Here is a 23,101-nt window from a genome sequence, read left to right as displayed (position 1 = left end):
TGTCAGGACTTACGGGACTTGAGGCGCGCGACGAGGCGCTGAAGGACGAAGATGAGGATGAGGATGAGGAACATGGCCCAGGCGATCGCCGACGCCCGGCCCATCTGGTAGTTCTTCCAGCCTTCTTCGTAGAGCAGCAGCCCCAGCGTCTGGTACTGGTTGTCGGCGCCGCCGCTGATGCCGTTGGGACCCTGGCCGAAGATCAGCGGCTCACCGAAGAGCTGGGTCGCGCCGATCGTGGACAGCACGATCGTGAAGACGATCGTCGCGCTGATTCCCGGCACGGTGACCGTGCGGAACTGCTGCCAGCGGGAGGCGCCGTCGATGGCCGCGGCCTCGTAGAGATCCCTGGGAATGGCCTGCATGGCGGCCAGATAGAGCAGGGCGTTGTAGCCGGTCCAGCGCCAGATCACGATGGTGGAGATGGCGAACTGGGCCGGCCACTTCTGGCTCTCCCAGTCGAGGTTGTCCACGCCGAAGAAGCCGAGCACCCAGTTGATCATGCCGAAGTCACGCTCGAAGAGCATCGTGAAGACAAGGGCGGCGGCCGCTATGGAGGTCGCGTACGGAGTCAGGACGGCGACCCGGAAGAAGACCGAGCCGCGCAGCCGGTAGTTCAGCAGATGCGCCAGTCCCAGTGCCATCAGAAGCTGCGGGACGGTGGAGATGACACCGATGGTGAAGGTGTTGCCGAGCGCGTTCCAGAACCGGTCGTCCTCGAAGAGTTCCGTGAAGTTGGCGAGCCCCCGCCACTCCATCATGTCCATCGAGGAGAGCTCGACGCGGTGCAGCGAGATCCAGAAGGTGTAGAGCAGTGGATAGAAACCGAAGGCGCCGAAGATCAGGAAGAACGGGGCGATGAAGGCGTACGGCACCGCTCCCAGATCCAGTCGGTGGAGGATGTTGCGCCGCGACTGCCGGGGGTCTCCGCCGCGGCCGGCGCCGCCCTTCCCGGGGAGTCCGGCTGAAGCAGGGTGCGGCTGCCCGCCCGTGGGGGCTGCCGGGGTGGAGGTGGCCACGCGGGCTTCCTTCCGTGGAGTCGTCGTGAGGCGGTGAAGGTGGGCTGGTCGGAGGACCGCCCGGGCGGCCGGGCCGGGTTGGGGCGCCGGCCGCCGGTACGGCTCCGGCCGGCCGGCCCGGCCGGGCCGGCCGGTCCGGCGAGCCGGGCCGGGATCGGAGGAGCGAGCCGGTCCGGTCAGCGAGCCAGCTTCTGGATACGCTCGTCCGTCGTCTTCCACGCCTCCTCCGGGCTCTTGCCCTGCGCCTCGATGAGCTGCAGACCGGCCGAGAAGGTGTCCTTGATGGTGCCGTCCTTGCGTCCCAGGACCTGCTCGTCCGGGATCTCCTTCGCCGCGTCGCCGAAGATCTGGCCGATCGGCGCGTCACTGAAGTACTCGGACGTGCCGTTGGCGACCTCCGGCATGTCGAGCGCCGTCTTCGAGGAGGGGAAGTTGCCGAGCTTCTCGAAGATGTACGCCTGCTGTTCGGGTGCGCTCAGCCAGGCGATAAGCTTCTCGGCCTCCTTCTTGACCGGGCTGTTGTCCATCACACCGAGGAACGAGCCGCCCCAGTTGGCACCCTTCGGGGCCTTGGCGACGTCCCACTTGCCCTTGTTCGCCGGACCGGCCTTCTCGCTGATGTGCGCGAGCATCCAGGCCGGACAGACGGTGGTGGCGAAGGTGCCGTTGGACAGTCCCGGGTCCCAGCCCGGCTGGAACTGGCGGAGCTTGGCGGTCAGTCCGGACTTCGCGGCGTCCGACGCCAGCGCCCAGGCGTCCTTGACGACCGGGTTGTCCTGGTAGATGAGCTTGCCGTCCTTGTCGTAGAACTGCTTCTCATCGCCGTAGATCATCGCGTTGAACAGACCGCTGGAGCTGTCCATGTAGGACACCTCGCTGTCCTTGGACTTCTGCTTGAAGGTCCGGCCGACCTCGACGTACTTCGACCAGTCTCCCTCCCACAGCTTCGCCACCTCGGCGCGGTCGGTGGGCAGGCCGGCCTGCTCGAAGAGGTCCTTGCGGTAGCACACCGCCATCGGGCCGATGTCCGTGCCCAGACCGATCAGCTTGCCGTCCTTGGTGGTGACCTGGTTCGACTTCCACGGGAGGAAGTGGTCGAGGTTCCCGGTCTTGGACAGGTCCGCGAACTTGTCGGCCTGGGTGTCGACGAGCTCCTTGGCCCGGCCGATCTCTATGCCCTGAATGTCCTTCAGACCGCTGCCGGCGGCGAGATGCGTCTGCAGCGCGGTGTAGTAGGTCTGTTCGTCGCCGGACACATCGGCCTCGATCAGGATGTCCGGGTTCTCCTTCATGTAACGGTCCAGGAGGTCCGTCTCCTTGAACCCCATGACCCCGAACAGGCCCATGCTGATGACGGTCTTGCCGTCCTTGGTACGCGCCTTGCCCGCGTCGTCGCCGCTTCCGCAGCCGGCGACGAGAACGAGGGACACTGCAGCCGCGGTAACGGATGCGAGGGTGGAACCGAAGCGATTACGGGCAGTGCCCATGTGCTTCCTCCTAGCAGCGGCGCTCAGGCGCGCGCCTGCTGCGGCTCACGATCGACTGGATGAGACCCGTTCAAACCAAACTGGGAGCGCTCCCAACGGGTTGTGGAAGACTCTCCGGGGACACAGGGTCGTGTCAAGAGCCGAAGTCGGTTCCGTTGCGTGAATGTGTCCGGCCGCCGGTCCCCAGCACTGCCACGCACGCCGGCCACCTAGCAGAATCCGCCTGGTGGGCACTTGGGGTCAGCACCGGGGACTGGAGTCAGGAGAAGCAATGAGCAGCCGCAGACGGCCGGGGCAGAGGCCAACTCTTGAAGCCGTGGCGCGACTCGCGGGCGTGGGAAGAGGTACGGTCTCCCGCGTCGTCAATGGCGCTCCCGGGGTGAGCGCGAAGGCCCGGGCCGCCGTCGAGGCGGCCGTCGCGGAGCTCAACTACGTGCCCAATCCGGCCGCCCGCAGTCTGGTCACCAGCCGGACCGACAGCATCGCGCTGGTGATTCCCGAGTCGGAGAGCCGGCTCGCGGCGGAGCCGTACTTCTCCGCCGTCATCCGCGGCGTGAGTACCGAACTCGCCGGAACCGACATGCAGTTGCTGCTCATCCTGGTACGTAATCAGCGCGAACTGGACCGGTTGACACGGTTCGTGGAGGCGCACCGCGTCGACGGCGTACTGCTGGTCTCGGTCCATCGCGACGACCCGCTGCCCGCGTTCCTGGAGAAGGCGCAGATACCGACCGTCCTCGCGGGACGCCGCTCGGCCGACGAGCCGCTCAGCCATGTCCACTCCGACAATGTCGGCGGCGCGGCGCTGGCCGTACGGCATCTGCTGGACCAGGGACGCAGGACCGTCGCCACCATCACAGGACCGCTCGACATGGACGTCGGCCACAGCCGCCTTCAGGGATGGCGCGACGCGCACAGGGACCACGGCGGCGAGCCGCTCGAATCACTGGTCGCGCCGGCCGACTTCACCGAGGAGGGCGGCCGCGCCGCCATGCGTGAACTCCTCGGCCGGCACCCGGACATCGACGCCGTCTTCGCCGCGTCGGACGTCATGGCGGCGGGCGCGATGACCGAACTGCGCGAACACGGACGGCGTGTTCCCGAGGACGTGGCGGTGATCGGATTCGACGACTCGATCATCGCGCGCCATACTGTGCCTCCGCTGACCAGTGTCAGTCAGCCGTCCGAGGACATCGGACGCACCATCACGCGTCTTCTGCTCGACGAGATCAACGACCCCAACCGGCCACGCCACCGTCTTATGCTGCCCACGACCCTCACCCACCGCCAGACCACCTGACCGGCCGCGCTCCGCCACGACGGACGGGCGCCGCCGCACCGGCCGGGCGGTGCGGCGGCATGGTCTGCGGCCCGAGTGAGCTCTCAGGCCTCCGGTGCGAAGGCGTCGACGCCGGTCAGCTCGGCGGAGAGCGTCCACAGCCGCGCCGCCTGGCCGGGGTCGGTCGCGTAGGGGCGTACGCCACCGGCCGAGCCGTCGGCCGCCGCGGGCTCTGCGATGTCGCAGTCCTCGCAGTAGACGCCGCCCATGCCCGCGAGCTGAGGCGAGGTCGCCGCCCACACCTGGGTCGCCGCGCCCTGCTCCGGCGTCTTGAACGACGGGTTGAGCAGATTGCCTTCCTCGTCGATCCAGCCGGCGGCGACCATCTCCTCCTTGGGAAGGTGGCGCTGCAACGGTGTGAGGATGCCGCCGGGGTGCAGCGAGAACGCCCGCACACCGGCGTCGCGGCCGAGCGCGTCGAGCCGCACGGCGAACAGCGCGTTGGCGGTCTTCGCCTGGCCGTATGCCTGCCACTTGTCGTAGCCGCGCTCGAACCACATGTCGTCCCAGCGGATGGGTGAGTTGCGGTGGCCGGACGAGGACACCGAGATGACCCGCGCGCCGCCGTGCGCGATCGCCGGCCAGAGCCGGTTGACGAGTGCGAAGTGGCCGAGGTGGTTGGTCGCGAACTGGGCCTCCCAGCCGGGGCCGACCCGTGTCTCCGGGGTGGCCATGACCGCGGCGTTGTTGATGATGAAGTCGATGTCGCGGCCCGAGGCGAGGAAGCGTCCGGCGAACGCGCGCACACTGTCGAGGTCGGAGAGGTCGAGTTCGTCGATCTCCGCCCCGTCGATGCCGTCGAGCGCCTCCTCGGCGGTCGCGCGCCGGCGGGCGGGCACCACGACATGGGCACCGGCGCCGGCGAGCGCGCGCGTCGTCTCCAGACCGAGGCCCGAATACCCTCCGGTGACGACGGCGAGCTTTCCGCTGAGGTCGATCCCGCGCAGCACGTCCTCCGCGGTGCTCCGGGCTCCGAACCCTGATCCGATCTTGTGCTGAGGAGTTGTCATGACGTGAAGGCTACGAATTGGAGCGCGCTCGAAGTCAAGCGCACCGATCAGTCCTTCGCATGTTCACTCCGCCGAGGGGTTTGTCCGGAGAACGGCGGGTGAGGCCGCCGAGGACGGCCCTACGGTGCGGGCATGGTGACTGCCGATGACATGGCCCGACAAGTCGGTGACCAACTCGCCGGGGAATTCCGGACGAGAATGCGGACCGTACTCCTCCAGCAACCGAAGGAGTGGCTGGCCGAGCAGTTGCTCGCCCGGCTCCCCAGTCCATACGCACCGCCCGCCGAGGCGGCGTCCGGCCGCGCCGCCGGTGCCGAGGCGGCCGCGGACGGCGGACGGGCGGCGGACACCGAGAGCGACGCCGACCGCGCGCGGCGCCGGGAGCGCGTCAGGGCCTGGAAGCTCTGCCAGGACGGTCTCCATGAGCGGGTCCCGCGCCTGCGGTCCTGGACCAGAGGACGGCTGGAGGCCGAGGGCCTGCTGCTGGACCCGCCGCCCAAGGGCGGTGCGCTGATCGGGCCGGGACACCGCTCTCCCGCCGGTGAGGCGCTGCTGACCGAGGCGAAGGACCTGCTGTACGCGCTGCTTTTCGGTGACGCCGACGACGCGGTGGATCTGCTCCGCGCGGAGCGCGAACTCCTCACCCTCACGATGCCCCGCGCCAAGTGCCACGCGGTCGGGTTCATCCTGCGGGCGGCCACGGAGATCGGCGCGGTCGGCACCTGGCAGGACCCGGCGGGCCGCGCTCATGACGAACGCGCCGCGAATCTGCTGGTGCAGGTGGAGTACGGCGAGACCGGCGACGAACTCGTGGGCAGCGGCATCGCCGCCTCGCTCAAGCTGATCAACGACCTGGAGGTCAATGAGCGGGTGCTCTACGCCCGGATGGAGAATGTCGAGGAGAGCACGCTCGACTGAGCGGACGGCGACGGAGCCCTCCGGGTACGGGACGGCCGGCGCGGCACGGTACAACGACGAGGGTCCGGTCCGCGCCCGCCGGTCCCGCTCAGCCGTCCCCGCCGTGCGCGGGAATCCGCCGTCCTGCTGAGCGACTGTCGAATCCACCAGCGGATCACGGGCCGCGAACCGCCCACGATCGGGTAAGCGATGTCCGGTCGCGCCGCGCCGGCTGCTAGGCAGGGACGTTGTTGTCCGTTCCAGAGCCTGGAGTCATCCATGTCCCTCGACACCGTCCTCGCCCAGGACCAGGAATCGCCCGGCGCCGGCCCGACGATCCCGGGCCAGACGACCGATGAGAGCGGGAGCGGTGCGGCCCGGCGGGTCGAGGAACGGGACCTCACGTTCGACGGTTTCCGCTACACCTGCCGCGTCGTCGACCACGGCGATCCGCTGACCGAGCCGATTCTCGTGCTGGGCGGCTCCTCGCAGGACCGCAACTCCTGGGTCCGGCACGAGAAATGGCTGAGTCCGCTGGGACAGGTGATCACGGTGGACCTGCCGGGCTACGGCACCGCGGACTTCCTGCCCGCGGCATACGGAGTGGATTTCCTCGCCGCCGCCGTCCGGCATCTGCTCATCGAGCTCGCGGTGGAGCGGGTCAATCTGGTCGCCGCCTGCTACGGCGGCGCCGTAGGGCTCCGCTTCGCCCAGCACTGTCCGGGGATGCTGGCCCGGCTGATGCTGGTCGGCATGACCACGCGCATCCCGGCGGACTACGCGGCGGCGATGGAGCGCTGGTCCGTCATGATCGATCGCGGCGAGACGGAGACCATCGCCCGGGAGCTGGCCGACCGTTTCATGTCGCCGCCCGGCACGGGACATGTCCGTAAGCACGCCGCCGTGTCCCGGCTCGTCTATCAGCAGATCGCCGGCCAGAACCCCGAGCAGTTGAGGAAGTCGGCGGAGCACAACACCCGGCTGATGCGCCACGAGTGGTACCGGCCGGAGCCGGTGCCTGCCGTGCCGAGTCTGGTGGTCACCGGCGAGCACGACACCCTGTGCACTCCGGAGATGGGACGCGAGGTGGCCGCGCGACTGCCCGAGGCGCGGTTTCTCACCATCGACGAGACCGACCATCTCGCGCCGGTGGAGCGGATCGCCGATTTCGCGGATCTTGTCGCGCGCTTCTGCACGGACCGTCCGCTGGCCGGGCTGTCGTACTGCGGCAGTCCCGAGACACTGGGATTCGCCGTCGCGTCCCTGGCACCGTGACGCGCCGTCGCCGTCGGCCTCCGCCGGCGGCGCGGTACAGCTCCCGGAGAGACTCAGCCACTCCCGGTCCCGGGCGGGCGGGGGGATTCAGGCCCGGGACCAGGAGCGGCGCTCCGGTGCGGCTTCCGCGGCTCGGCGGTGTGTGCCCGCGGAGCCTCTCTCAGCCGCCCAGCCGCCGTAGCTCTTCGAGCTGCTGGGCACGTCGTTTCTCCAGCTCAGCGGCGAGACCCGTCGCGGTCGGTTCGGCGCCCGAGTGCTCTTCGCCGCGCGACACCAGGATGGTCTGTTCCAGATGTTCGCGGAAATAGGTCATGGAGATGTCGTCGAAGGCCGCGCCCCGGCTCGCGGCGACGGTCCGCAGTTCCGCGTCGGTGACCATTCCCTTCATGTCATGGCCCTCGTGGGGATTGGTCCCTTCCGCTCCCGACTTCTTCAGGACCGTGCGGAGCCGGGTCAGCTCGGCCCGGTGGGTCACCGTCGTACGCCGGGCGAGATCGGACAGCCCGGAGTCGCTCGCGCGGTCGGAGATCAGATCGAGCAGCAGCAGGGTCCGTTCGTTCATGGGCACCATGAGCTGGGCCCAGCCCCGGTCGGTGGCGTTGAAGCCTCCGGTCCCGGTGGCCGGTGCGGACGGCCCGGGACCGGCTGCCGGGTCTTCCGCCCGGCCCGCGGCGGCCGTCCGCGACGGCGCGTCGCCCGGAGGCGTCGACGAGTCGGCGCAGCCTCCCGTCCCGAGGAGGATCAGCGCCATCAGCAGCACGGGCAGTGCGGTCCCGCCGCGCCCGTCCCGCCGGAGGCGGGTACGGGGCGGCGGCCCACCGTTGTGCGGCCGACCGCCGCCCCACGCCATCACGGACGCCCGTTGGCGCCGCATTTGATGATCGGGTTGATGCAGTCGCGGACGCGGCGCTCCATCTCACCGACCGGCCAGGCGTTGAAGAAGTCACCGTGCATCGTGTATCCGGGTCCCGAGGCGAGCCTGAATCCGGCCGGGTTCCCGTTGACCGGGTACCGCAGGACCTGGCGCAGCTTGGGTACCGGAACGGGGTGGGACGCCGGGCAGGCGTTGTTCACCGGGTAGGACATGTGGCTCTTGTGGTCGGCCGAGTCGAGGTCCCTGCCGTTCCAGCACTGCGGGAAGTCGAGGTACGACTCCAGCATGGTGCCGGCCGGACAGTTGACGAAGTCCTTCGACGGGTTGACCTGGCCGGCGTGCAGGCACGACCAGCGCGCCCGGGTGTCACCGTCGTTCGGCCCGGTCGCCTTGGCGTTGCCCGCGACGATCTTCAGGCCCTCGGGTATCGGCTGGGTGCGGGCGATGATGTCGTCCGACACACCCTCACCCAGGTAGTAGAACGTCGTCCCGGTGGGCTCGACCGGCTGGTCGTTCACGAAGAGGGTCGGTACCCAGTACGAGGAAAGGTCGACCACCGGGTCACAGGTGGTTTCGGCTCCCTTCAGGTCTCCGAGGTTGGTGTACGCGTTGGTGGCATGGCTGCCGAAGAAGCTGTGCATGTGCGAGGCGCCGGGCATGCCGGGCAGAACGATCGGGTCGTCCGGCAGCCGGTGGCTGAACTTGCACTCGGCCAGGAACTCGGCCACGCGTACGACATCGGCCGCCGCACCCGCCTTCGCCGGCGCGGCCTGCTGGGTGGTCGCGCTGTCCGGCTGAGCGACGGCTCCCGTGGAGCCTAGGACGAGCTGGGCGGCGACGGCACACACCGCCACTAACCCGGCGAGAAATGCCCGCCTGCGTCCCTTGTGGACGCGGCGGCCGTTCTCGGACCGCGATGATCTCATGGGCGCTCCATGGGGATCGAGGATCCGCGCACGGCTCGTCCCTGCCAGGGGCAGGGGCGCGGACGGTACGAGGGATCCGTTGGTGGGGGGTAAGGGAGTTCCGTCTGGGGCTCCCTTGAGTGCCGGACGTTAGAGCGGGGTCAAGAGGTCGTCAAGGTGTCGCGTCAAGTTCCGGAACTGACGACACGTCAGATCCCTTTCGGAAACAGGGCGTTAACCGACCTGATGAGGTGTATGAGAGCTGCGCGCGGCCGGCCGGGACGCCTCGGGCGGAGATCGTCGTACGGGCTTCACCGCAGGTGAGCGCCGTGACGTCGCGGCTGTCACGGTCCGGGAAAGCGGCCGTCGGCCGCCGTCGGACGGTCCTCGCGGCACGCCGGAGGCTTACGGACGAGCTTGGTTCAGCCTTCAGTTGATGAACGTTTCCCGCCATCACCGCGTACAGGTTCTTCGACAAGCGAATCACACCGGCCCGCCAGTACCTACGGACGGAGTCATTCCGGTTTTGACCGGGCGGTTCCGGTTTCACACGGACCGAGGTGCTCCGGGCCTGACGAGGCGGGCGGGATGCGGGCGGCGATAAGGGTGATGTCGTCACGCGTGTCGCCGAGCGTTCCGACCAGGTCGACGCAGAGCCGGTCCAGCGGGTCGGTGTGATGGGCGGCGGCGTACCGGCGCAGTCTGGTCAGGCCGGTGTCGATGTCCTGGGTGCGGGACTCGATCAGCCCGTCCGTGTACAGCAGGAGGGTCGCTCCCGGCGGCAGCTCGGTGGTGGCCGTGGGCCGGGAGACGTGCGGGCGCAGCCCTATCAGCATCGCGTGCGCCTCGGTGAGATAGCGGGCCCTGCCGTCGGCGGTGATCAGCAGAGGCGGCGGATGACCGGCCGTGGACCAGCTCAGCCACCGGCCGCCGTCCTCCGCCGTGTGCAGCCGCGCCAGTACGGCGGTGGCCGAATCGGCGAGCTCAAGGTGCGCCTGAGCGCGGTCCAGCCGCTCCAGGATGCCGCCCGGATCCTCTTCTGGGCGGTCGACGGCCAACGCCCGTAGCATATTGCGCAATTCACTCATCCGGGCCGCGGCCTGGATGTCGTGCCCTGTGACATCACCGACCACCAGGGCCAGGTCACCGCCGGGCAGCCGGAAGGCGTCGTACCAGTCGCCGCCGACTTCGGCGGTACGCTCCGCGGGCCGGTAGTGGGCCGCCAGCTCCACTGCCCGTACCAGTGGCAGATCGGTGAGCAGGGCGCGCTGCAAGGTGGCCGCGATGTCGGACTGCTGCGCGTGCAGCCTCGCGTTGTCGAGCCCGAGCGCGGTGCGGCGGGCGACCTCTTCGGCCAGGACCCGGTCGGCGTCGCTGAACGGCGGACCGGCCGCGCCACGGGTCAGAGTGAGCGCCCCGAACGTACTGCTCCGCAGTCGAAGCGGCACGATCAGTGCCCGCGCGGCCTCCAGGCCGGTCAGCATCGCCGTCGTGGCGAGCCCGAGCGCGTCGGCCTCCTCCGGTCGCGGTCCGGACGCGCGCCGGGCCGGTGCCGCACCGAACGGCGCGGAGAGCTGCTGGGTGGGCCCGCCTCGCAGGACCTGCGCCAGGGCGGCGGCCGAGGTGTCGTCGTACACCGGCGGGTCGGCCTCCAGCACTGCGGCCGGGACGCGGTCCGGATCGCGGTGGGTCCAGGCGGTGCGCCGGACGCGGCCGCGGTCGACGATCAGATCGATCACCGCGGCGTCGGCGAGCCGGGGCACCAGCAGCCGCACCAGTCGCGCCAGCCCCTCCTCCGCCTCCAGCGTGCTCACCAGCGCCAGCGTCAACTCGCTGAGCCAGGTGGCTTCGGCAAGGCCGAATTCGGCCTGTTCACGGGCGATCTCGCTGTGCGCGTAGCGATCGGAACGCCGTTCGTCGCGTGCCCGCTCCGCACCGGTGTCGTGGAAGACCACCACCACACCCGGGTCCCGGTGCTCTCCTCGGGGCAGCGGCGCCGCCGCCCACCAGACGGGCAGCGGGCTGCCGTCGGCGCGCAGCAGCACATCCTGGTCACCGTTCGTCCCGCGTCCCGGGACCACGTCGTGCTGGAGCGTTTGCCGGGCCTCGCCCCGCGCGGGGCGCAGTACGTCGCGCGCGTCCAGCCCGGTCAAGCCACCGGGCTCATAACCGAGCACGCGCTCCGCCCAGGGGTTGCAGGCGATCACCAGCCCCGCGCCGTCGACGGCGTACATGCCCGCGGCGGCATGGTCGAACAGCGCCGACAGCAGGTCACCGCCCGCTTCCCCAGTCAGTGCCGCTCCCTCTTCAGACATGTTCTCCACCCGCCCGGTGCCGGTATGCGCCGCGCCACCGGGTCCGGTCGCCCGACGGGCTCGCCGGCGTCTCGTACCTCTCCGGCACGTATCGGTCCGGCAGCCCTGTCCCGGCCCCGCCGGCCGGAGACGGCGGTGGCTGCCTCACCGTACGCGATCACGCGCGCGCCACGCCCGTGATCGCCGACCTGCGACGGACCGTGACAGCCGGGCGGCTCGGAGCCGGTGCGTCAGCGGGCCGGGGGCCCGCCGATCCGGACGGGGCGCCCGGAGCGGACCGGCACACCGGGTGAGTACAGCACGCTCACCGGCTCACCGGCCGGCGCCGGCAGTCCCGCCGCGGCCACCGGGTCCTCGGTGCGGTCGATCAGCTCGGCACGCCGCAGCGGTCAGCGCGGATGTGCGTTCGGCAGATATATCGTGCGTCCGAAAACCGTGCTGTGCGTTCCCCAGCGCGCGGTCACGAAATGTTCCAGCGCGCCGGGCTCCGCGACACGCTCCCCTATCCGCACCCTGATCCGGCTGTGCGCGCCCCGGGGTCCCGGCAGCCGTCGCCGGCCGGAGGAGGTGAGGATGTCGCCGTCCCGCTCGACGGTCATACGGGACCAGGCGTACGGCAGCCGGAAGGCCGCCCGGCCGACCGCCACCGGGATGAGACGCGAGGCGTCCAGCGAGCGGAAGACGACTCCTCCGCGTCCCTGTCCGTCCACCGAGGAGAGGCGGACATTGGTCTCGGGAAAGGTGCCCAGAAAAGGGAGGCCGGGAAGACGGAACCAGCCGATCCGGTGCCTACGGAAGGCGGCCAGTCCCACCTGGGCCGCTCCGTCGAGGGTGTCGGGGACGGTTCCCGGCGGCAGCGGCGGCGCCACCGCCGCAGGATCGACCGGCCAGTGAAGAAAGGGCACATCCAGCCATGACTGGGTGAGCAACGGCTTCGGCTCGTCCCGGGGCGGGTCGGGCGTGACCGGCTCCGGGAGTGCGGAGATGGGCGGCACTCCGCCGGCATCGCAGAGTGCCGCTCCGGCATCGCCTCTCCCGGTCACTCTCCCGCGTGCGGAGGCAGGCGTACGGGTGTGGCGAACGCGCCGTCGTGATGGACCAGGGCGTCGCCCTCACCGTGGCCACCGCCGGACTCGACCTCGCCGACCACGAGGACATGGTCGCCGACGCGCTGACGCAAGGTCACCCGCGCGGTGAGCCACGCCGGGACGCCGTCCAGCACGGGCAGACCGTCCTGGTCCTCCGTCCACGGGATCCCGGCGAAGCGGTCGATGCCGCTGCGCGCGAACTGCCGGGCGAGCGTGGTGTTCCCGGCGCCCAGCACATGGACGGCGAAGCGGTCGGCGCTCTGCACGGCGGCGAGCGTCGAAGCCGTCAGACCGAGGCAGAAGGAGACCAGAGCGGGTTCCAGCGAGACCGAGGTGAACGAGGTCGCGGTGAAACCGGCCGGGCCCGGGACCGTGATCACGGTGACCCCGGCCGCGTGCCGCCGCAAGGTGCGGCGGAGTATCTCGTCGCTGGTGGCGGAGGTGTCGCCAGGAGTGGTGACAGCGGTGCGTTCGGTGGACACGGTCATGCCGCTTCCCTTCGTCTGGAGTGGTGTGTCTCGTCCGGGCGGGCGTGCCGGAGGCTTCTCGGGGCCAGGAGATCTCTCAGGGCCATGGGCCGGGCGCGGCGTGGCTCACAGGGCCGCGCCCCGCTCGACGGTCAGCAGCGGGCTCAGTCCCGGGTCCGCGCGCAGCCGTTCCAGCCACAGGACGATCACCGCGGCCGTGGTCCGGTGCGAGGCGTCGTTGAGCACGTCGTGCAGTCCGTCGTGCACTACCGCGAGAGTGGCGCGCGGCAGCCGCGCGGCCAGTTCGCGGGCCTGGTCCACGGAGGTGACCGGGTCGGCCTCGCCGTGCAGAATCAGTGCGGGGCAGCCGGGACGCGCGTCGGCGAGGAGACCGGCCGGCACGGGACCGGTGAGCCGGCCCCGCTCGAAGCCCTCGTCCTCGGAGAGCCGCCTGCGGTGCGCCGGGCACGCGGTACGGGCCGCCAGTTCATCGTCCCAGGTGCTGGTTCCGCCTTCCGCCCGCGCACCGGCGCCGGTCGGTGCGGCGCCGGCGACAACGACGCCCTCCACGGGCAGTCGTGGGTCGGCGGACGCGGCGGTGCCCAGGGCCTGGAGGGCTCCCGTGTCGCTGCCGACCAGGACGACGGGCGCGGCGGGATCGGGGCCCGCCGCGTCGGCCGCCCGTGCCAGCACGTCCTCGGCCGGGTCGTCAGGAGCCGTACCGAGCGCCTGGACGACATATCCGTCGGCGGCCAGTCGGCGCCCGAACCGCTCGTACACCAGCGGGTGTTCGCCCCGGCCCGGCAGAAGGATCAGGGTGCCGCGCGGCGCGATACCGGCCGGTGGCCACCAGCCGTGTACGGAAGCGGGCGCGCTGACGACAGGCGCGCCGTACGGAGCGGTCATCGCGCGCTCCCGGTGGCGGTGAGGGCCTGACCGGTGACGGAGGTGGCCGCGCGGTGGGCGAGTTCCTGGTGGACGAGCGGAATCAGCCGGCGGCCGTAGTCGATGGCGTCGTCCAGCGGGTCGTAGCCCCGGATCAGCAGCGTGGTCACGCCGATGTCGACATAGTCCAGCAGCGCCCGCGCGACGGTCTCCGGAGTGCCGACCAGTGCGGTGGTGTTGCCTCCCGCGCCGGTGGCGGTCGCGGTCGGCGTCCACAGCGCGCGGTCGTGCAGATCGCCCTTGGCGGCCGCGGCGAGCAGCCGCTGGGAGCCGGTGTTCTGCGGGCCGTGCTGCCCCTGGTGGCGGCGTGCCTGGTCGAAGAAGGGCTTCCCGGCGCCGGACTTGATGGTGTCCAGAACGCGATGGGCACGTTCCCAGGCCAGTTCCTCGGTGGCGCCGAGGATGGGACGGAAGGACACGCTGATACCGGGCGGTTCGGCGCGGCCCGCGGCCTTGGCGGCGGCGCGTACGGAGGCGATCTGCTCGGCGGTCTCGGCGAGCGGCTCGCCCCACAGCGCGAAGGTGTCGGCGTGCTTGCCGCCCACCCGGTACGCGGCCTCGGAGGAGCCTCCGAAGTAGAGCGGGATGCCCCGCTCACGGACGGGCAGGACCTCGGAGCCGTAGTCCTCGAAGCGGTAGTGGCGGCCCTCGTGGCTGAATGGCTCGCCGGACGACCAGGCGCGCCGCAGGACGGTCAGATACTCGTCGGTGCGGTCGTAGCGTTCCTCCTTGTCCAGGTAGTCGCCGTCCCTGCGCTGCTCGGTGTCGTTGCCGCCGGTGATGATGTGTACGGCGACGCGGCCGCCGGTGAACTGGTCGAGCGTGGCGAAGGAGCGTGCCGCCAGTGTCGGCGCGATGAAGCCGGGACGGTGCGCGACCAGCAGGCCGAGCCGCTCGGTGTGCGCGGCGGCATAGGCGGCCACCTGGACACCGTCGGGCCTGCTGGAGCTGTAGCCGATGAGGATCCGGTCGAATCCTGCGTCCTCGTGGGCGCGGGCGAAGCGTGCCGTGTAGTCGGCGTCGATCACGGGACCGCTGGGCGGCCTGGTCTCGGAGGCGTCCTGGGTACCGATCATGCCGATGAATTCGACGGACGGCGCGGCCGGGGCGGTCGGAGCGCTCATGTCAGTTGCCTTTCGGTGCGGGCCGGTGGCCGGAGCGGGCGAGGGCCGCGCGGCCGGTGGTGAGGAGTACGGAGTCGTCCTGCGGGGTGTGCACCCGGCCGCACAGCACGTCGCGGTAGTGGCGCTGAAGCGGATTGGCCCGGGTCAGGCCGTGGTTGCCGGTGAGTGCGAGGGCCCCCTCGACGGAGCTGACGGCGGCGCGGACGGCGAGCACCTTGACGGCGCCGGCCTGCTCGGCGGCCGCCAGGTCGCCGCTGTCGACACGCGCGGCGACGGTGTCGACCAGGGTGTTCGCGCCGAAGAGAGCGGTCTCGATCTCGCCGACGGCGGTCTGGAACCGGGGCAGCGTGGCCAGTGGCGCGCCGAGTGCGGTGGGGACACGTTCGTGCAGAAAGCCGGTGAGCCAGTCGCGGGCGGCGCCCGCGACGCCGAGATACAGGGCGCTCAGGCCGAGGGCGCTCCAGGCGCCGGTCTCCGGATCGGGCCGGGCGCCGGGGGTGTCGCCCGCCTCGGCGAGGCCGATCACGTCGGCGAGCGGTACGCGTACGGAGTCGAGGACGACATCGTCACTGCGGCTGGCACGCAGCCCGAGATGGTCCCAGGTCGGCTCGACGGTCAGGCCCGGACTGCCGGCGCGGACGATGAAGGAGCCGACGCGTACGGGGTTCTCGTCGGTCCGTGCGAAGACCAGCATGCGGCTGAGACCGACGGCTCCGGTGGAGTAGATCTTCCGTCCCGTCAGCAGCCAGTGAGCGCCGTCGCGCCGGGCGGTGGTGGCGGGCAGTCCGCCGCGCACCGGGCTGCCCAGCTCGGGCTCCACGCGCAGGAAGTTGAGCAGGACCGGCGCCGCGGCCGCCTCGTCGAGGAGACGGCCGTACGCGGCGGCCGGCCAGCCGGCGGTCCTGGCCTCGGCCGCGTGGGTGAACAGCGTCATGGCCGTGACCAGCGCGACGGCGGGGTCTCCGGCGCCGAGGGCGCGCAGGATCCGCGCGGTGTCCGCGAGACCGGCTCCCGGTCCGCCGTGCCGTGCCGCGACGGTGGCGGTGAGCAGCCCGGCTTCCTGCGCGAGGGTGAAGCCCTCGGCCGGAAAGGAGGCATCGCGGTCGTGTTCGGCCGCGCGGGCGGCGAGCGCCTCGGTGACGGCGGGAAGCCGGCCGAGGTCGAGCGGCGGCAGCGTGGCGGATCGGGCCGCGGCCGGCGAGCTCATGCGGGCACCTTCGCGCGGCCGGCCCCGGTGTGCTCGGCCCCGGCGCGGACCAGGTCGACGAGAGTGCCGTAGTCACGGGCGTCGGACAGTGGTGAGAAGCCGCGGATCAGCAGGGTGCTCACACCGAGGGAGACATAGTCGAGGAGCGATTCGGCGACCTGCTCGTAGCTGCCGACCAGTGCGGTGGAGTTGCCCGCGGCGCCGGTCGTCCTGGCGATGGCGGTCCACAGCCGCTTGTCGTGCACGTCGCCCTGGGCCGCGTACTCCAACAGCCGCTGGGAGCCGCGCTGTTCGGAGTGGTCGAGGTTGAAGGCCCGGCGGGTCTCGCTCAGCCGCTCCTCGGTCAGCCGCAGGATCTCCCCGGCGCGCTTCCAGGCCTCGGCCTCGGTGGCGGCGGGAATGGGACGCAGGCTGACGCTGAAGCGTGGGTCGCGGCCGTAGGGCGTGGCGGCGGCCCGCACCTCGCGGACGCGCTCGGCGATCCCGGCGAGCGGTTCGCCCCAGAAGGCGTAGACGTCGGCGTGCTTGCCGCCGACGCGTACGGCGTCCGCGGAGGCGCCGCCGAAGTAGACGGGGATCGGTTCGGCGGGACGCACGGCCGAGTAGCCGCCCCGGACGCGGTAGAACTCGCCTTCGTGGTCGAAGGGTTCGGTGGAGGTCCACTCCTTGCGGACCACTTCGAGGAAGTCGTCGGTGCGGCGGTAGCGGGTGGGCTTGTCGCTGAAGTCGCCGTCGCGGGCCTGGTCGGCGTCGTCGCCGCCGGTGATGACGTGCAGCGCGATCCGGCCGGGATGGAAGGCGTCGAGCGTGGCGTACTTGCGTGCGGCGAGGGTGGGCGAGACAAAGCCGGGGCGATGGGCGAGGAGGACGCCGAGCCGGTCGGTGTGAGTGAGGATCTGGTCGGCGACGGTGAAGCCGTCGGGGCTGGCGGAGGAGTGGGCGACCAGGACCCGGTCGAAGCCGGACTCCTCGTGGGCGCGGGCCAGTTCACGCAGATAGGCGGGCTGGACGACCGGACCGACGGCCTGTGCGGTCTCGGTCTGCGCGGAGACGCCGTCGCGGCCCGCGACGGGGGTCCCGGAGCCGCTCTCGCTGGTCTCCTGGGTGGCGGCGATACCGATGAACTCGATGGCCATGGTGGGTGGTTCTCCTGTTCAGGCGAGACGGCCGCGCCAGGTGGCGGCGTGATGGCAGGCGGCGGTGTGGGACTGCCCGGCGCGCTCCGGCGCGACGGCGGCCGGGCGGGGTTCGTCCCGGCACTCCGGTCCGGCGAACCGGCAGCGCGGTGCGAAGACACAGCCCTCGTCGTCCGCCCAGGGCTCGCGGTCCGCGTCCGGCCGCAACTGGGCCGGGAGCAGCCGGTGTTCGCGTCGCACACTCGGCGCGGAGGCGGTGAGCAGCGCGGTGTACGGGTGCCTGGGGTGTTCGAGGACCTCTCCGATGGGGCCCTGTTCGACGAGCCGTCCGCGGTAGAGGACGGCGACCCGGTCGGCGATGCCGGCCAGTGAGCTGAGGTCGTGGGAGATGACGACGACGGCGAGGCCGAGTTCGCGGCGCAGCCGGTCGAGCAGGGACAGTACGAGATTGCGGTTGGAGGCGTCCAGGGCGCTGACCGGCTCGTCGCTGAGCAGCAGCCGGGGCCTGGTGACGATGGCGCGGGCCAGCGAGACGCGCTGCCGCTGTCCGCCGGAGAGCTGTCCCGGGGTGCGCGGTCCGAGCGCCTCGGCGTCGAGGCCCACCAGGGTCAGCGCCTCGTCGGCCCGCCGGAGCCGCTCCTGCCTGTTCGGCGCGCCGACCGCCGCGAGTGGCTCGGCGACTATCTGACGCACCGTCAGCTCGGGGTCCTGGGAGCGCAGCGGGTCCTGGAACATGTACTGCACACGCCCGCTGCGCCGGAAGTCCCGCAGGTCACGACGGTGCAGCCGGGTGAGGTCGCGGCCCTCGAAGCCGATCTCTCCGGTGTCGGGCCGCACCAGGCCGACCGTGGCGCGGGCCAGCGTGGTTTTGCCGGAGCCGGTCTCACCGATGATCCCGAGGATCTCTCCGGCCCGTACGGTGAGGTCGACGCCGGAGAGCACGCGGGTGTCACCGGCACGCCGCAGCGACGTGGCCCGGCGGCCGTACGACACGGACAGTCCGGTGATCTCCAACAGCGCGGCCGGGTCCGGCCGCCCGGGCGCGAGAGCGGTGGTCATACGGCGGCTCCTGATCCGGCGGGGCGCAGGCAGCGGGCACGGCGGCCGGCGTCGAGCGCGCGGAGGGCGACGGGCCCGGCGGTGCACTCCGGGGCGGCGTGGGCGCAGCGGTCGGCGAACCGGCAGCCGGGCAGTTCGGCGCCGGTCTCCGGCGGCCGGCCGGGGATGATGTCGAGTGCGCGCCGTCCCCAGGTGCCGATCGACGCCACGCGGAGCAGCGCCTCGGTGTACGGGTGGGCGGGCGCGGCGAGCACCTCGGCGGTGGGGCCGTCCTCGATGATCTCACCCGCGTACATCACGAGGACGCGGTCGCAGCTCTCGGCGACGACGGCGAGGTCATGGGTGACAAGGAGCAGGGCCAGTCCGCGCTCGGTCCTCAGCCGGCCGAGGAGTTCGAGGATCTCGGCCTGGATGACGACGTCGAGTGCGGTGGTGGCCTCGTCCGCGATGAGCAGTTCGGGCTCGCACGAGACGGCGACGGCGATGAGGACCCGCTGGAGCATGCCTCCGGACAGCTCGTGCGGGTACTGGTGGAAGACCTCGTCGGCCCGGCGCAGTCCGACGGCTCCGAACAGCGCGACGGCGCGGGTGTGCGCCTCGGTCCGCGACAGCCTCCGGCCGACGCGTAGCTGCTCGGCGAGCTGACGGCCCACGGTGAGCGAGGGGTTGAGATACGAGGCGGGATCCTGGAACACGGCGCCGACGCGACTGCCGCGTACGGTGTTCCACTGCTTGCGGGTGAAGGCGGTGAGTTCGGCGTCCTCGCCGTCGCCGGCGCGCGCGGCGCCGAGGGTGATCCGGCCGTCGGAGACCTCGCATCCCGCGGGCAGCACGCCCAGAGCCGACCGGCAGGTCAGGCTCTTGCCGCTGCCGGACTCGCCGACCAGGCCCACCGCCTCGCCGCGGCCGAGGGTGAACGTCACTCCGCGTACCGCGCGTGCGCCGCCGGACACGGTGACGTCGAGCCCGTCGACGGTCAGCACGGGATCGGCGGCGGACGGCCGCTCGATGGTCTCAGCCGGTTGTGACACGGTGCTCAGCCTCCTTGGTGTGTTCGGTCGCCGGGACGGGCGCGGCGGGGCCGGTGTGTACGGCCGGCGTCCGCGTCACCGCCGGGGCCTGTCCCGGTGCCGGGGACACGGCGGCGCCTCGGGCCGCCCGTACCGGCGCGTACGCGGCGCCGCTGTCACGTATCGCGTCGGCGACGACGTTCAGGGCGCCGACCGTGATCATGATCGCGGCGCCGGGGATCAGCGGCGCCCAGGGCTGCTGGGAGAGATATCCGAGGTCCGAGGCGAGCATCCCGCCCCAGGTCGGGGCCGGCGGCTGGACGCCCAGGCCCAGGAAGGTGAGGGACGCGACCACCAGCAGCGCCTGGCCGACCGCCTGAGCCGTCGTCACCGCGACCGTCGGCAGGATCTTGCCCCACACATGGATCCGCAGGATCCACCACCGGGACGCGCCCATCAGTTCGGCCGCCTCCACGTACTGCGCCTGCTTCAGACCCAGCGCGGCCGCTCGTGTCACCCGGAAGTACAGCGGGGCGAAGAGCACACCGAGGGCCAGCATCGCCTGGTGCATGCCATTGCCCAGCGCTCCGACCACCGCGATGGCGAAGACGGTGAACGGCATGATCATCAAGGTGTCCGCGGCCCGTTGCGCGGTCCATTCCACGGTCGGTCCGAGCCACACGGAGGCGATGCCCGGCACGATGCCGAGCAGCATCGCCGCGCCGACGGCCTCCAGCGCGCCGACGACCGACCGACCGGTGCCGGCCAGCAGCCGGCTGAGGACGTCGCGTCCCAGATAGTCGGTGCCGAGCGGATGCCCGGCGCTCGGACCGTGCAGCATGTCCGAGGGGTTCTGGGCCAGCGGATCGTGCGGGGCGAGGGCGCCGCCGGCGACCGCCAGCAGCGCGACCACGGCGAGCACGGCCAGTGCGATCCGGGCCGACGGCAGCCGCCAGGTACGGCGCAGGGTCCTCATGCCTCGCTCCTCTCGGCGCCGGCGGCCGGGCCGCGACCGCCGCCACGCTGTCTGCGCGCCGCCGGATTCAGCGCCGCGAGCGCCGCGTTGACCCCGATGTTGGCGACCAGCACCACCGCCACCGTGACCAGCAGCGTCCCCTGGATGACGGGGATGTCGTGCTGTTCCGCGGACTGCAGCGAGAGCTGCGCGATGCCCGGCAGATTGAAGATCTTCTCCGTGACGACGGCGCCGCCGAGGATCACCGGCACACTCAGCCCGAGGACGGTGAGCGCGGGACCGGCGGCGTTGCGCAGGACATGTCCGAACAGCACCCGCCGCGCGGAGAAGCCGCGCATCTCCGCGCCCGTCACGTAGTTCTCCCGCAGAGCACCCACCAGCGAGGTCCGCAACTGCCGTGCGATGGAGGCGGCGGCGTCCAGGCTGAGGGCGAAGGCGGGCAGGATCGCGTACCGCAGCCACTCCCCCGGGCTCGCGCCGAACGGGACGTAACCGCCGGTCGGCAGCGCGCGGAGCTGCACCGCGAAGACCACGATCAGCACGATGCCGATGAGGAACGGCGGCAGTGTGGCCAGGACGGAGCAGACGAGTGTGACCGCCCGGTCGAGCCGTCCGCCGTTGTCGAGAGCGGCGGCGACCCCGGCCCCGCCGCCGATCAGTACGGCGAGCAGCAGGGCGAGTCCGGCGATGGACAGATCCACCGGCAGTCCCTGCGCGATGCTGTCGGCGACCGGCACTCCGGTGAACCAGGAGACACCGAGATCGCCGGTGAGCGCGTGGCCGAGCCAGCTCAGATACTGCGCGTACAGCGGCCGGTCGAGGCCGAACTCCGCCCGCATACGGGCGATGTCGGCCGGTGTGGCCTGGTCACCGAGCACGGCGGCGGCCGGGTTGGCGCCGGACAGCGCGCCGAGTGCGAAGGTCAGCAGCGAGGCCAGCACGAAGACCGTGGCGGTGACGGCGAGCACCCGGCCCAGCGGACGCGGCGCCCCGGCCAGCCGGCGCCGTGCGGGCGACAGCCAGGACGGCCGGGACCGCGTCAGTACGGGAGCGGTCATGAGACGGTGACCTCCTCGAACCGCTGGACGACGGTGTACGCGGGGATCTCGGACACCTTGGGGTTGCGGGCCAGGATCCGCGGCACGGTGTAGAGGAAGACATTGGGCATGGTCCGTACGGCGATCCCAGTGGCCTTCTTGAGCGCGGCCGGATACTCCGGCGCGTCGAGCGGGGTACGGCGTACGGCATCCAGCGCCTTCTCCAGCTCGGGCGAGGTGGTGCGGCCCGGGTTCATCAGTCCTTCCTTGCCGAAGAGCACCTGGAAGGCCTGGGTCGCGGAGTCACGGCCGGCGAACTGGTCGACGAAGAGGGCCCTGCTCCGCTGGATGTAGACGAGCTGAGTGGCGCGCGCCTGCGGGATCGTCTCGATCGTGACGGTGATGCCGACCTTCTTGAGCTGGGCCTGGATCAGCTCCGGTACGCCTTCGGCCTTCGCGGTGGAGAGCGTGAGCTTCAGGCCGTCGGCGTGACCGGCCTTGGCCAGCAGCTCCTTGGCCTTCTCCGGGTCGTACGGGAAGAGCTTGTCCAGCGCGTCGTCATGGCCCTCGTAGCCTCGCGGGAAGGGCTGGCTGGTGACTTCGCCGTGGCCGAAGGCGGCGGTCTTGAGGAGTTCCTCGCGGTCGATGGCGTACTTGAGCGCGAGGGCCACGTCCGGATCGTCGGTGAACGGCGCCTTGCCGAGGTTGAGGTCGAGGACGGCGACCACCATCGAGGGAATGACCTGGACCTCCAGGCCCGCGGCCTTGGCCGCCTCGACCTGACTGCCCGGGATCTGGGCGACGTTGTACTGGCCGGAGGCGAGCGAGGCGACGACCGTCGACGGCTCCGGGAGCGGATAGAGCTCGAAGTTCTCGACCTTGATCCGGCCGGCGTCCCAGTAGCCGGGGTTGCGGCGCAGGACGGCTTTCGCGTTCTGGACGTACGAGACGAGGGTGTACGGGCCCGAGCCCGCGGGCCTGGTGGCGAGGCTCGCGGCGTTCGCCTCGAAGACCTTCGGGTTGACGACCATGCCGGTCTTGCCGGCGAGCAGCGCGGGAATCTGGAAGTCGGCTGCGGCGAGGGTGAGTTCGAGGGTGTGGGCGTCGACGGCCGTGACGTCCTTGACGCCGATGAGCTGGGAGGCGATCAGCGATTTCTCGTAGTCGCGACCGCGTTCGATGCTCTTCTTCACGGCGGTGGCGTCTATCGGCGTCCCGTCACTGAATTTCTGTCCCTGCCGGAGGGTGAAGGTGACGACCGTGCCCTCGGAGTTGTATGTCCAGGAGGTGGCGAGGGCCGGTACGGCCTTGCCGGTCGGGTCGAGTTTGGTGAGCCCCGCGTAGACGAGCGAGAGGGAGTGCACGTCCCAGCCGGCGGAGGAGGTGACCGGGTCCCATGAAGTCGGCAGGTCCCAGCCCCATTTGAGAGTGGCCGCGCCGCCGCCGGCCGCCGAGGTGGCCTCTCCTCCGCAGGCGGTGAGGGCGAGCGCGGCCCCGGCACCGAGCGAGAGCCCGAGGAAGGAACGCCGGCCGAGGCCCGGGCGGGACGGGGACGCGTACTGCGGGGCGGCCGGGCGGTCCGCGCCGGCGGTGGTGGTGGAGGTGCGGAGGATCGGCATGGGTGCGCCACCTTTCTCGGCCGTGCCGGTGCGTTCGGGTACGCGGGCGGGCCTGAGGACGCCCGGTCGGGCGGCCCGGGCGAAACGGGACAGGGACAGAACGAACGGGGACAGAGGAGAAGGGACGTGCCTGCGAGAGGTACGCCTGGACGGCGCCGCGGGCGCGGGTCGTCCTCTGGCCGGGCCGGTGCGTGCCGTCATGAACGGCGCTGGAGAGCGCGACGACGCCCGGCGCCGTCCGCCGCGGCATTGGGGCGGGACAGCACCGGAACCGCCCGGGGCGGATCGGCGGATGAGGGAGAATCGCTCTCG

At 71.4% G+C, this 23,101-nt stretch carries 19 protein-coding genes and 1 pseudogene; 3 read left to right on the top strand and 17 right to left on the bottom strand.

What is annotated here, in order from left to right; genetic code table 11:
* Positions 1-2 precede the first annotated feature (2 nt).
* Both PV679_RS05605 and PV679_RS05600 read right to left on the bottom strand, forming a co-directional pair.
* Positions 3-1,019, bottom strand: a complete 1,017-nt coding sequence (locus PV679_RS05605) for a sugar ABC transporter permease (RefSeq protein ID WP_319678899.1) — start codon at positions 1,017-1,019, stop codon at positions 3-5.
* Between the two features lie 176 nt (positions 1,020-1,195).
* Positions 1,196-2,506, bottom strand: coding sequence for an ABC transporter substrate-binding protein (locus tag PV679_RS05600; RefSeq protein WP_319678898.1), 1,311 nt, complete (start codon positions 2,504-2,506; stop codon positions 1,196-1,198).
* Between the two features lie 271 nt (positions 2,507-2,777).
* On the opposite strand from PV679_RS05600, the gene PV679_RS05595 reads away from it, so the two are divergent.
* Positions 2,778-3,806, top strand: coding sequence for a LacI family DNA-binding transcriptional regulator (locus PV679_RS05595; protein WP_319678897.1), 1,029 nt, complete (start codon positions 2,778-2,780; stop codon positions 3,804-3,806).
* A gap of 83 nt (positions 3,807-3,889) precedes the next feature.
* Here PV679_RS05595 and PV679_RS05590 read toward each other — a convergent pair whose 3' ends face one another.
* On the bottom strand, positions 3,890-4,855 hold the full coding sequence (locus PV679_RS05590; protein WP_319678896.1) for an SDR family NAD(P)-dependent oxidoreductase: 966 nt from the start codon (positions 4,853-4,855) through the stop codon (positions 3,890-3,892).
* Between the two features lie 132 nt (positions 4,856-4,987).
* Here PV679_RS05590 and PV679_RS05585 point away from each other — a divergent pair, with 132 nt between their 5' ends.
* The gene (locus tag PV679_RS05585) at positions 4,988-5,773 is read left to right on the top strand and encodes a hypothetical protein (protein ID WP_319678895.1); all 786 of its coding nucleotides are present in this window, start codon (positions 4,988-4,990) and stop codon (positions 5,771-5,773) included.
* Between the two features lie 258 nt (positions 5,774-6,031).
* Positions 6,032-7,027: an alpha/beta hydrolase gene (locus PV679_RS05580; RefSeq protein ID WP_319678894.1), complete on the top strand. Its 996-nt coding sequence runs from the start codon at positions 6,032-6,034 to the stop codon at positions 7,025-7,027.
* A gap of 160 nt (positions 7,028-7,187) precedes the next feature.
* Here the strand turns inward: PV679_RS05580 and PV679_RS05575 are convergent, their stop codons facing one another.
* The 14 genes and pseudogenes from PV679_RS05575 to PV679_RS05510 form a co-directional block, all read right to left on the bottom strand.
* Positions 7,188-7,901, bottom strand: a complete 714-nt coding sequence (locus PV679_RS05575) for a DUF305 domain-containing protein (protein WP_319678893.1) — start codon at positions 7,899-7,901, stop codon at positions 7,188-7,190.
* Positions 7,877-8,827: a DUF1996 domain-containing protein gene (locus tag PV679_RS05570; protein ID WP_319678892.1), complete on the bottom strand. Its 951-nt coding sequence runs from the start codon at positions 8,825-8,827 to the stop codon at positions 7,877-7,879. The genes PV679_RS05575 and PV679_RS05570 overlap by 25 nt, the downstream gene beginning before the upstream one ends.
* A gap of 494 nt (positions 8,828-9,321) precedes the next feature.
* Positions 9,322-11,121: a SpoIIE family protein phosphatase gene (locus PV679_RS05565; protein ID WP_319678891.1), complete on the bottom strand. Its 1,800-nt coding sequence runs from the start codon at positions 11,119-11,121 to the stop codon at positions 9,322-9,324.
* A gap of 230 nt (positions 11,122-11,351) precedes the next feature.
* Positions 11,352-12,107: pseudogene (locus tag PV679_RS05560) on the bottom strand (YqjF family protein).
* Positions 12,108-12,160: 53 nt separating this feature from the next.
* A complete protein-coding gene (locus tag PV679_RS05555) occupies positions 12,161-12,697 on the bottom strand; it encodes a flavin reductase family protein (protein WP_319678890.1) in 537 nt (178 codons plus the stop codon).
* A gap of 105 nt (positions 12,698-12,802) precedes the next feature.
* Positions 12,803-13,582 (bottom strand): alpha/beta hydrolase, encoded by a 780-nt coding sequence (locus PV679_RS05550; protein WP_319678889.1) that lies wholly within the window; start codon positions 13,580-13,582, stop codon positions 12,803-12,805.
* A complete protein-coding gene (locus tag PV679_RS05545; RefSeq protein WP_319678888.1) occupies positions 13,579-14,745 on the bottom strand; it encodes an LLM class flavin-dependent oxidoreductase in 1,167 nt (388 codons plus the stop codon). Before PV679_RS05545 ends, PV679_RS05550 begins: the two co-directional genes overlap by 4 nt.
* Before the next feature lies 1 nt (position 14,746).
* Positions 14,747-15,952: an acyl-CoA dehydrogenase family protein gene (locus PV679_RS05540; RefSeq protein WP_319678887.1), complete on the bottom strand. Its 1,206-nt coding sequence runs from the start codon at positions 15,950-15,952 to the stop codon at positions 14,747-14,749.
* Positions 15,949-17,088: an LLM class flavin-dependent oxidoreductase gene (locus PV679_RS05535; protein ID WP_319678886.1), complete on the bottom strand. Its 1,140-nt coding sequence runs from the start codon at positions 17,086-17,088 to the stop codon at positions 15,949-15,951. The genes PV679_RS05540 and PV679_RS05535 overlap by 4 nt, the downstream gene beginning before the upstream one ends.
* Positions 17,089-17,106: 18 nt before the next feature.
* On the bottom strand, positions 17,107-18,147 hold the full coding sequence (locus tag PV679_RS05530) for an ABC transporter ATP-binding protein (protein ID WP_319678885.1): 1,041 nt from the start codon (positions 18,145-18,147) through the stop codon (positions 17,107-17,109).
* Positions 18,144-19,178: an ABC transporter ATP-binding protein gene (locus tag PV679_RS05525; RefSeq protein WP_319678884.1), complete on the bottom strand. Its 1,035-nt coding sequence runs from the start codon at positions 19,176-19,178 to the stop codon at positions 18,144-18,146. The genes PV679_RS05530 and PV679_RS05525 overlap by 4 nt, the downstream gene beginning before the upstream one ends.
* A complete protein-coding gene (locus tag PV679_RS05520; RefSeq protein WP_319678883.1) occupies positions 19,162-20,133 on the bottom strand; it encodes an ABC transporter permease in 972 nt (323 codons plus the stop codon). The genes PV679_RS05525 and PV679_RS05520 overlap by 17 nt, the downstream gene beginning before the upstream one ends.
* Positions 20,130-21,191: an ABC transporter permease gene (locus tag PV679_RS05515; RefSeq protein ID WP_319678882.1), complete on the bottom strand. Its 1,062-nt coding sequence runs from the start codon at positions 21,189-21,191 to the stop codon at positions 20,130-20,132. Before PV679_RS05515 ends, PV679_RS05520 begins: the two co-directional genes overlap by 4 nt.
* A complete protein-coding gene (locus tag PV679_RS05510; protein WP_319678881.1) occupies positions 21,188-22,789 on the bottom strand; it encodes an ABC transporter substrate-binding protein in 1,602 nt (533 codons plus the stop codon). Before PV679_RS05510 ends, PV679_RS05515 begins: the two co-directional genes overlap by 4 nt.
* Between the last annotated feature and the right edge of the window lie 312 nt (positions 22,790-23,101).

This window comes from Streptomyces sp. AK02-01A (assembly GCF_033795305.1).
Classification (GTDB): domain Bacteria; phylum Actinomycetota; class Actinomycetes; order Streptomycetales; family Streptomycetaceae; genus Streptomyces.
The sequence above is the reverse complement of the archived record's forward strand: the minus strand, read 5'-3'. Positions and strand labels throughout refer to the sequence as shown.

What these genes read in the sequence shown, in the direction of transcription:
- PV679_RS05600 (WP_319678898.1), bottom strand. Translation starts at nt 2,506, where the DNA reads ATGGGCACTGCCCGTAATCGCTTCGGTTCCACCCTCGCATCCGTTACC.
- PV679_RS05580 (WP_319678894.1), top strand. Translation starts at nt 6,032, where the DNA reads ATGTCCCTCGACACCGTCCTCGCCCAGGACCAGGAATCGCCCGGCGCC.
- PV679_RS05590 (WP_319678896.1), bottom strand. Translation starts at nt 4,855, where the DNA reads ATGACAACTCCTCAGCACAAGATCGGATCAGGGTTCGGAGCCCGGAGC.
- PV679_RS05530 (WP_319678885.1), bottom strand. Translation starts at nt 18,147, where the DNA reads ATGACCACCGCTCTCGCGCCCGGGCGGCCGGACCCGGCCGCGCTGTTG.
- PV679_RS05565 (WP_319678891.1), bottom strand. Translation starts at nt 11,121, where the DNA reads ATGTCTGAAGAGGGAGCGGCACTGACTGGGGAAGCGGGCGGTGACCTG.
- PV679_RS05520 (WP_319678883.1), bottom strand. Translation starts at nt 20,133, where the DNA reads ATGAGGACCCTGCGCCGTACCTGGCGGCTGCCGTCGGCCCGGATCGCA.
- PV679_RS05595 (WP_319678897.1), top strand. Translation starts at nt 2,778, where the DNA reads ATGAGCAGCCGCAGACGGCCGGGGCAGAGGCCAACTCTTGAAGCCGTG.
- PV679_RS05535 (WP_319678886.1), bottom strand. Translation starts at nt 17,088, where the DNA reads ATGGCCATCGAGTTCATCGGTATCGCCGCCACCCAGGAGACCAGCGAG.
- PV679_RS05540 (WP_319678887.1), bottom strand. Translation starts at nt 15,952, where the DNA reads ATGAGCTCGCCGGCCGCGGCCCGATCCGCCACGCTGCCGCCGCTCGAC.
- PV679_RS05545 (WP_319678888.1), bottom strand. Translation starts at nt 14,745, where the DNA reads ATGAGCGCTCCGACCGCCCCGGCCGCGCCGTCCGTCGAATTCATCGGC.
- PV679_RS05515 (WP_319678882.1), bottom strand. Translation starts at nt 21,191, where the DNA reads ATGACCGCTCCCGTACTGACGCGGTCCCGGCCGTCCTGGCTGTCGCCC.
- PV679_RS05585 (WP_319678895.1), top strand. Translation starts at nt 4,988, where the DNA reads ATGGTGACTGCCGATGACATGGCCCGACAAGTCGGTGACCAACTCGCC.
- PV679_RS05575 (WP_319678893.1), bottom strand. Translation starts at nt 7,901, where the DNA reads ATGCGGCGCCAACGGGCGTCCGTGATGGCGTGGGGCGGCGGTCGGCCG.
- PV679_RS05555 (WP_319678890.1), bottom strand. Translation starts at nt 12,697, where the DNA reads ATGACCGTGTCCACCGAACGCACCGCTGTCACCACTCCTGGCGACACC.
- PV679_RS05570 (WP_319678892.1), bottom strand. Translation starts at nt 8,827, where the DNA reads ATGAGATCATCGCGGTCCGAGAACGGCCGCCGCGTCCACAAGGGACGC.
- PV679_RS05510 (WP_319678881.1), bottom strand. Translation starts at nt 22,789, where the DNA reads ATGCCGATCCTCCGCACCTCCACCACCACCGCCGGCGCGGACCGCCCG.
- PV679_RS05550 (WP_319678889.1), bottom strand. Translation starts at nt 13,582, where the DNA reads ATGACCGCTCCGTACGGCGCGCCTGTCGTCAGCGCGCCCGCTTCCGTA.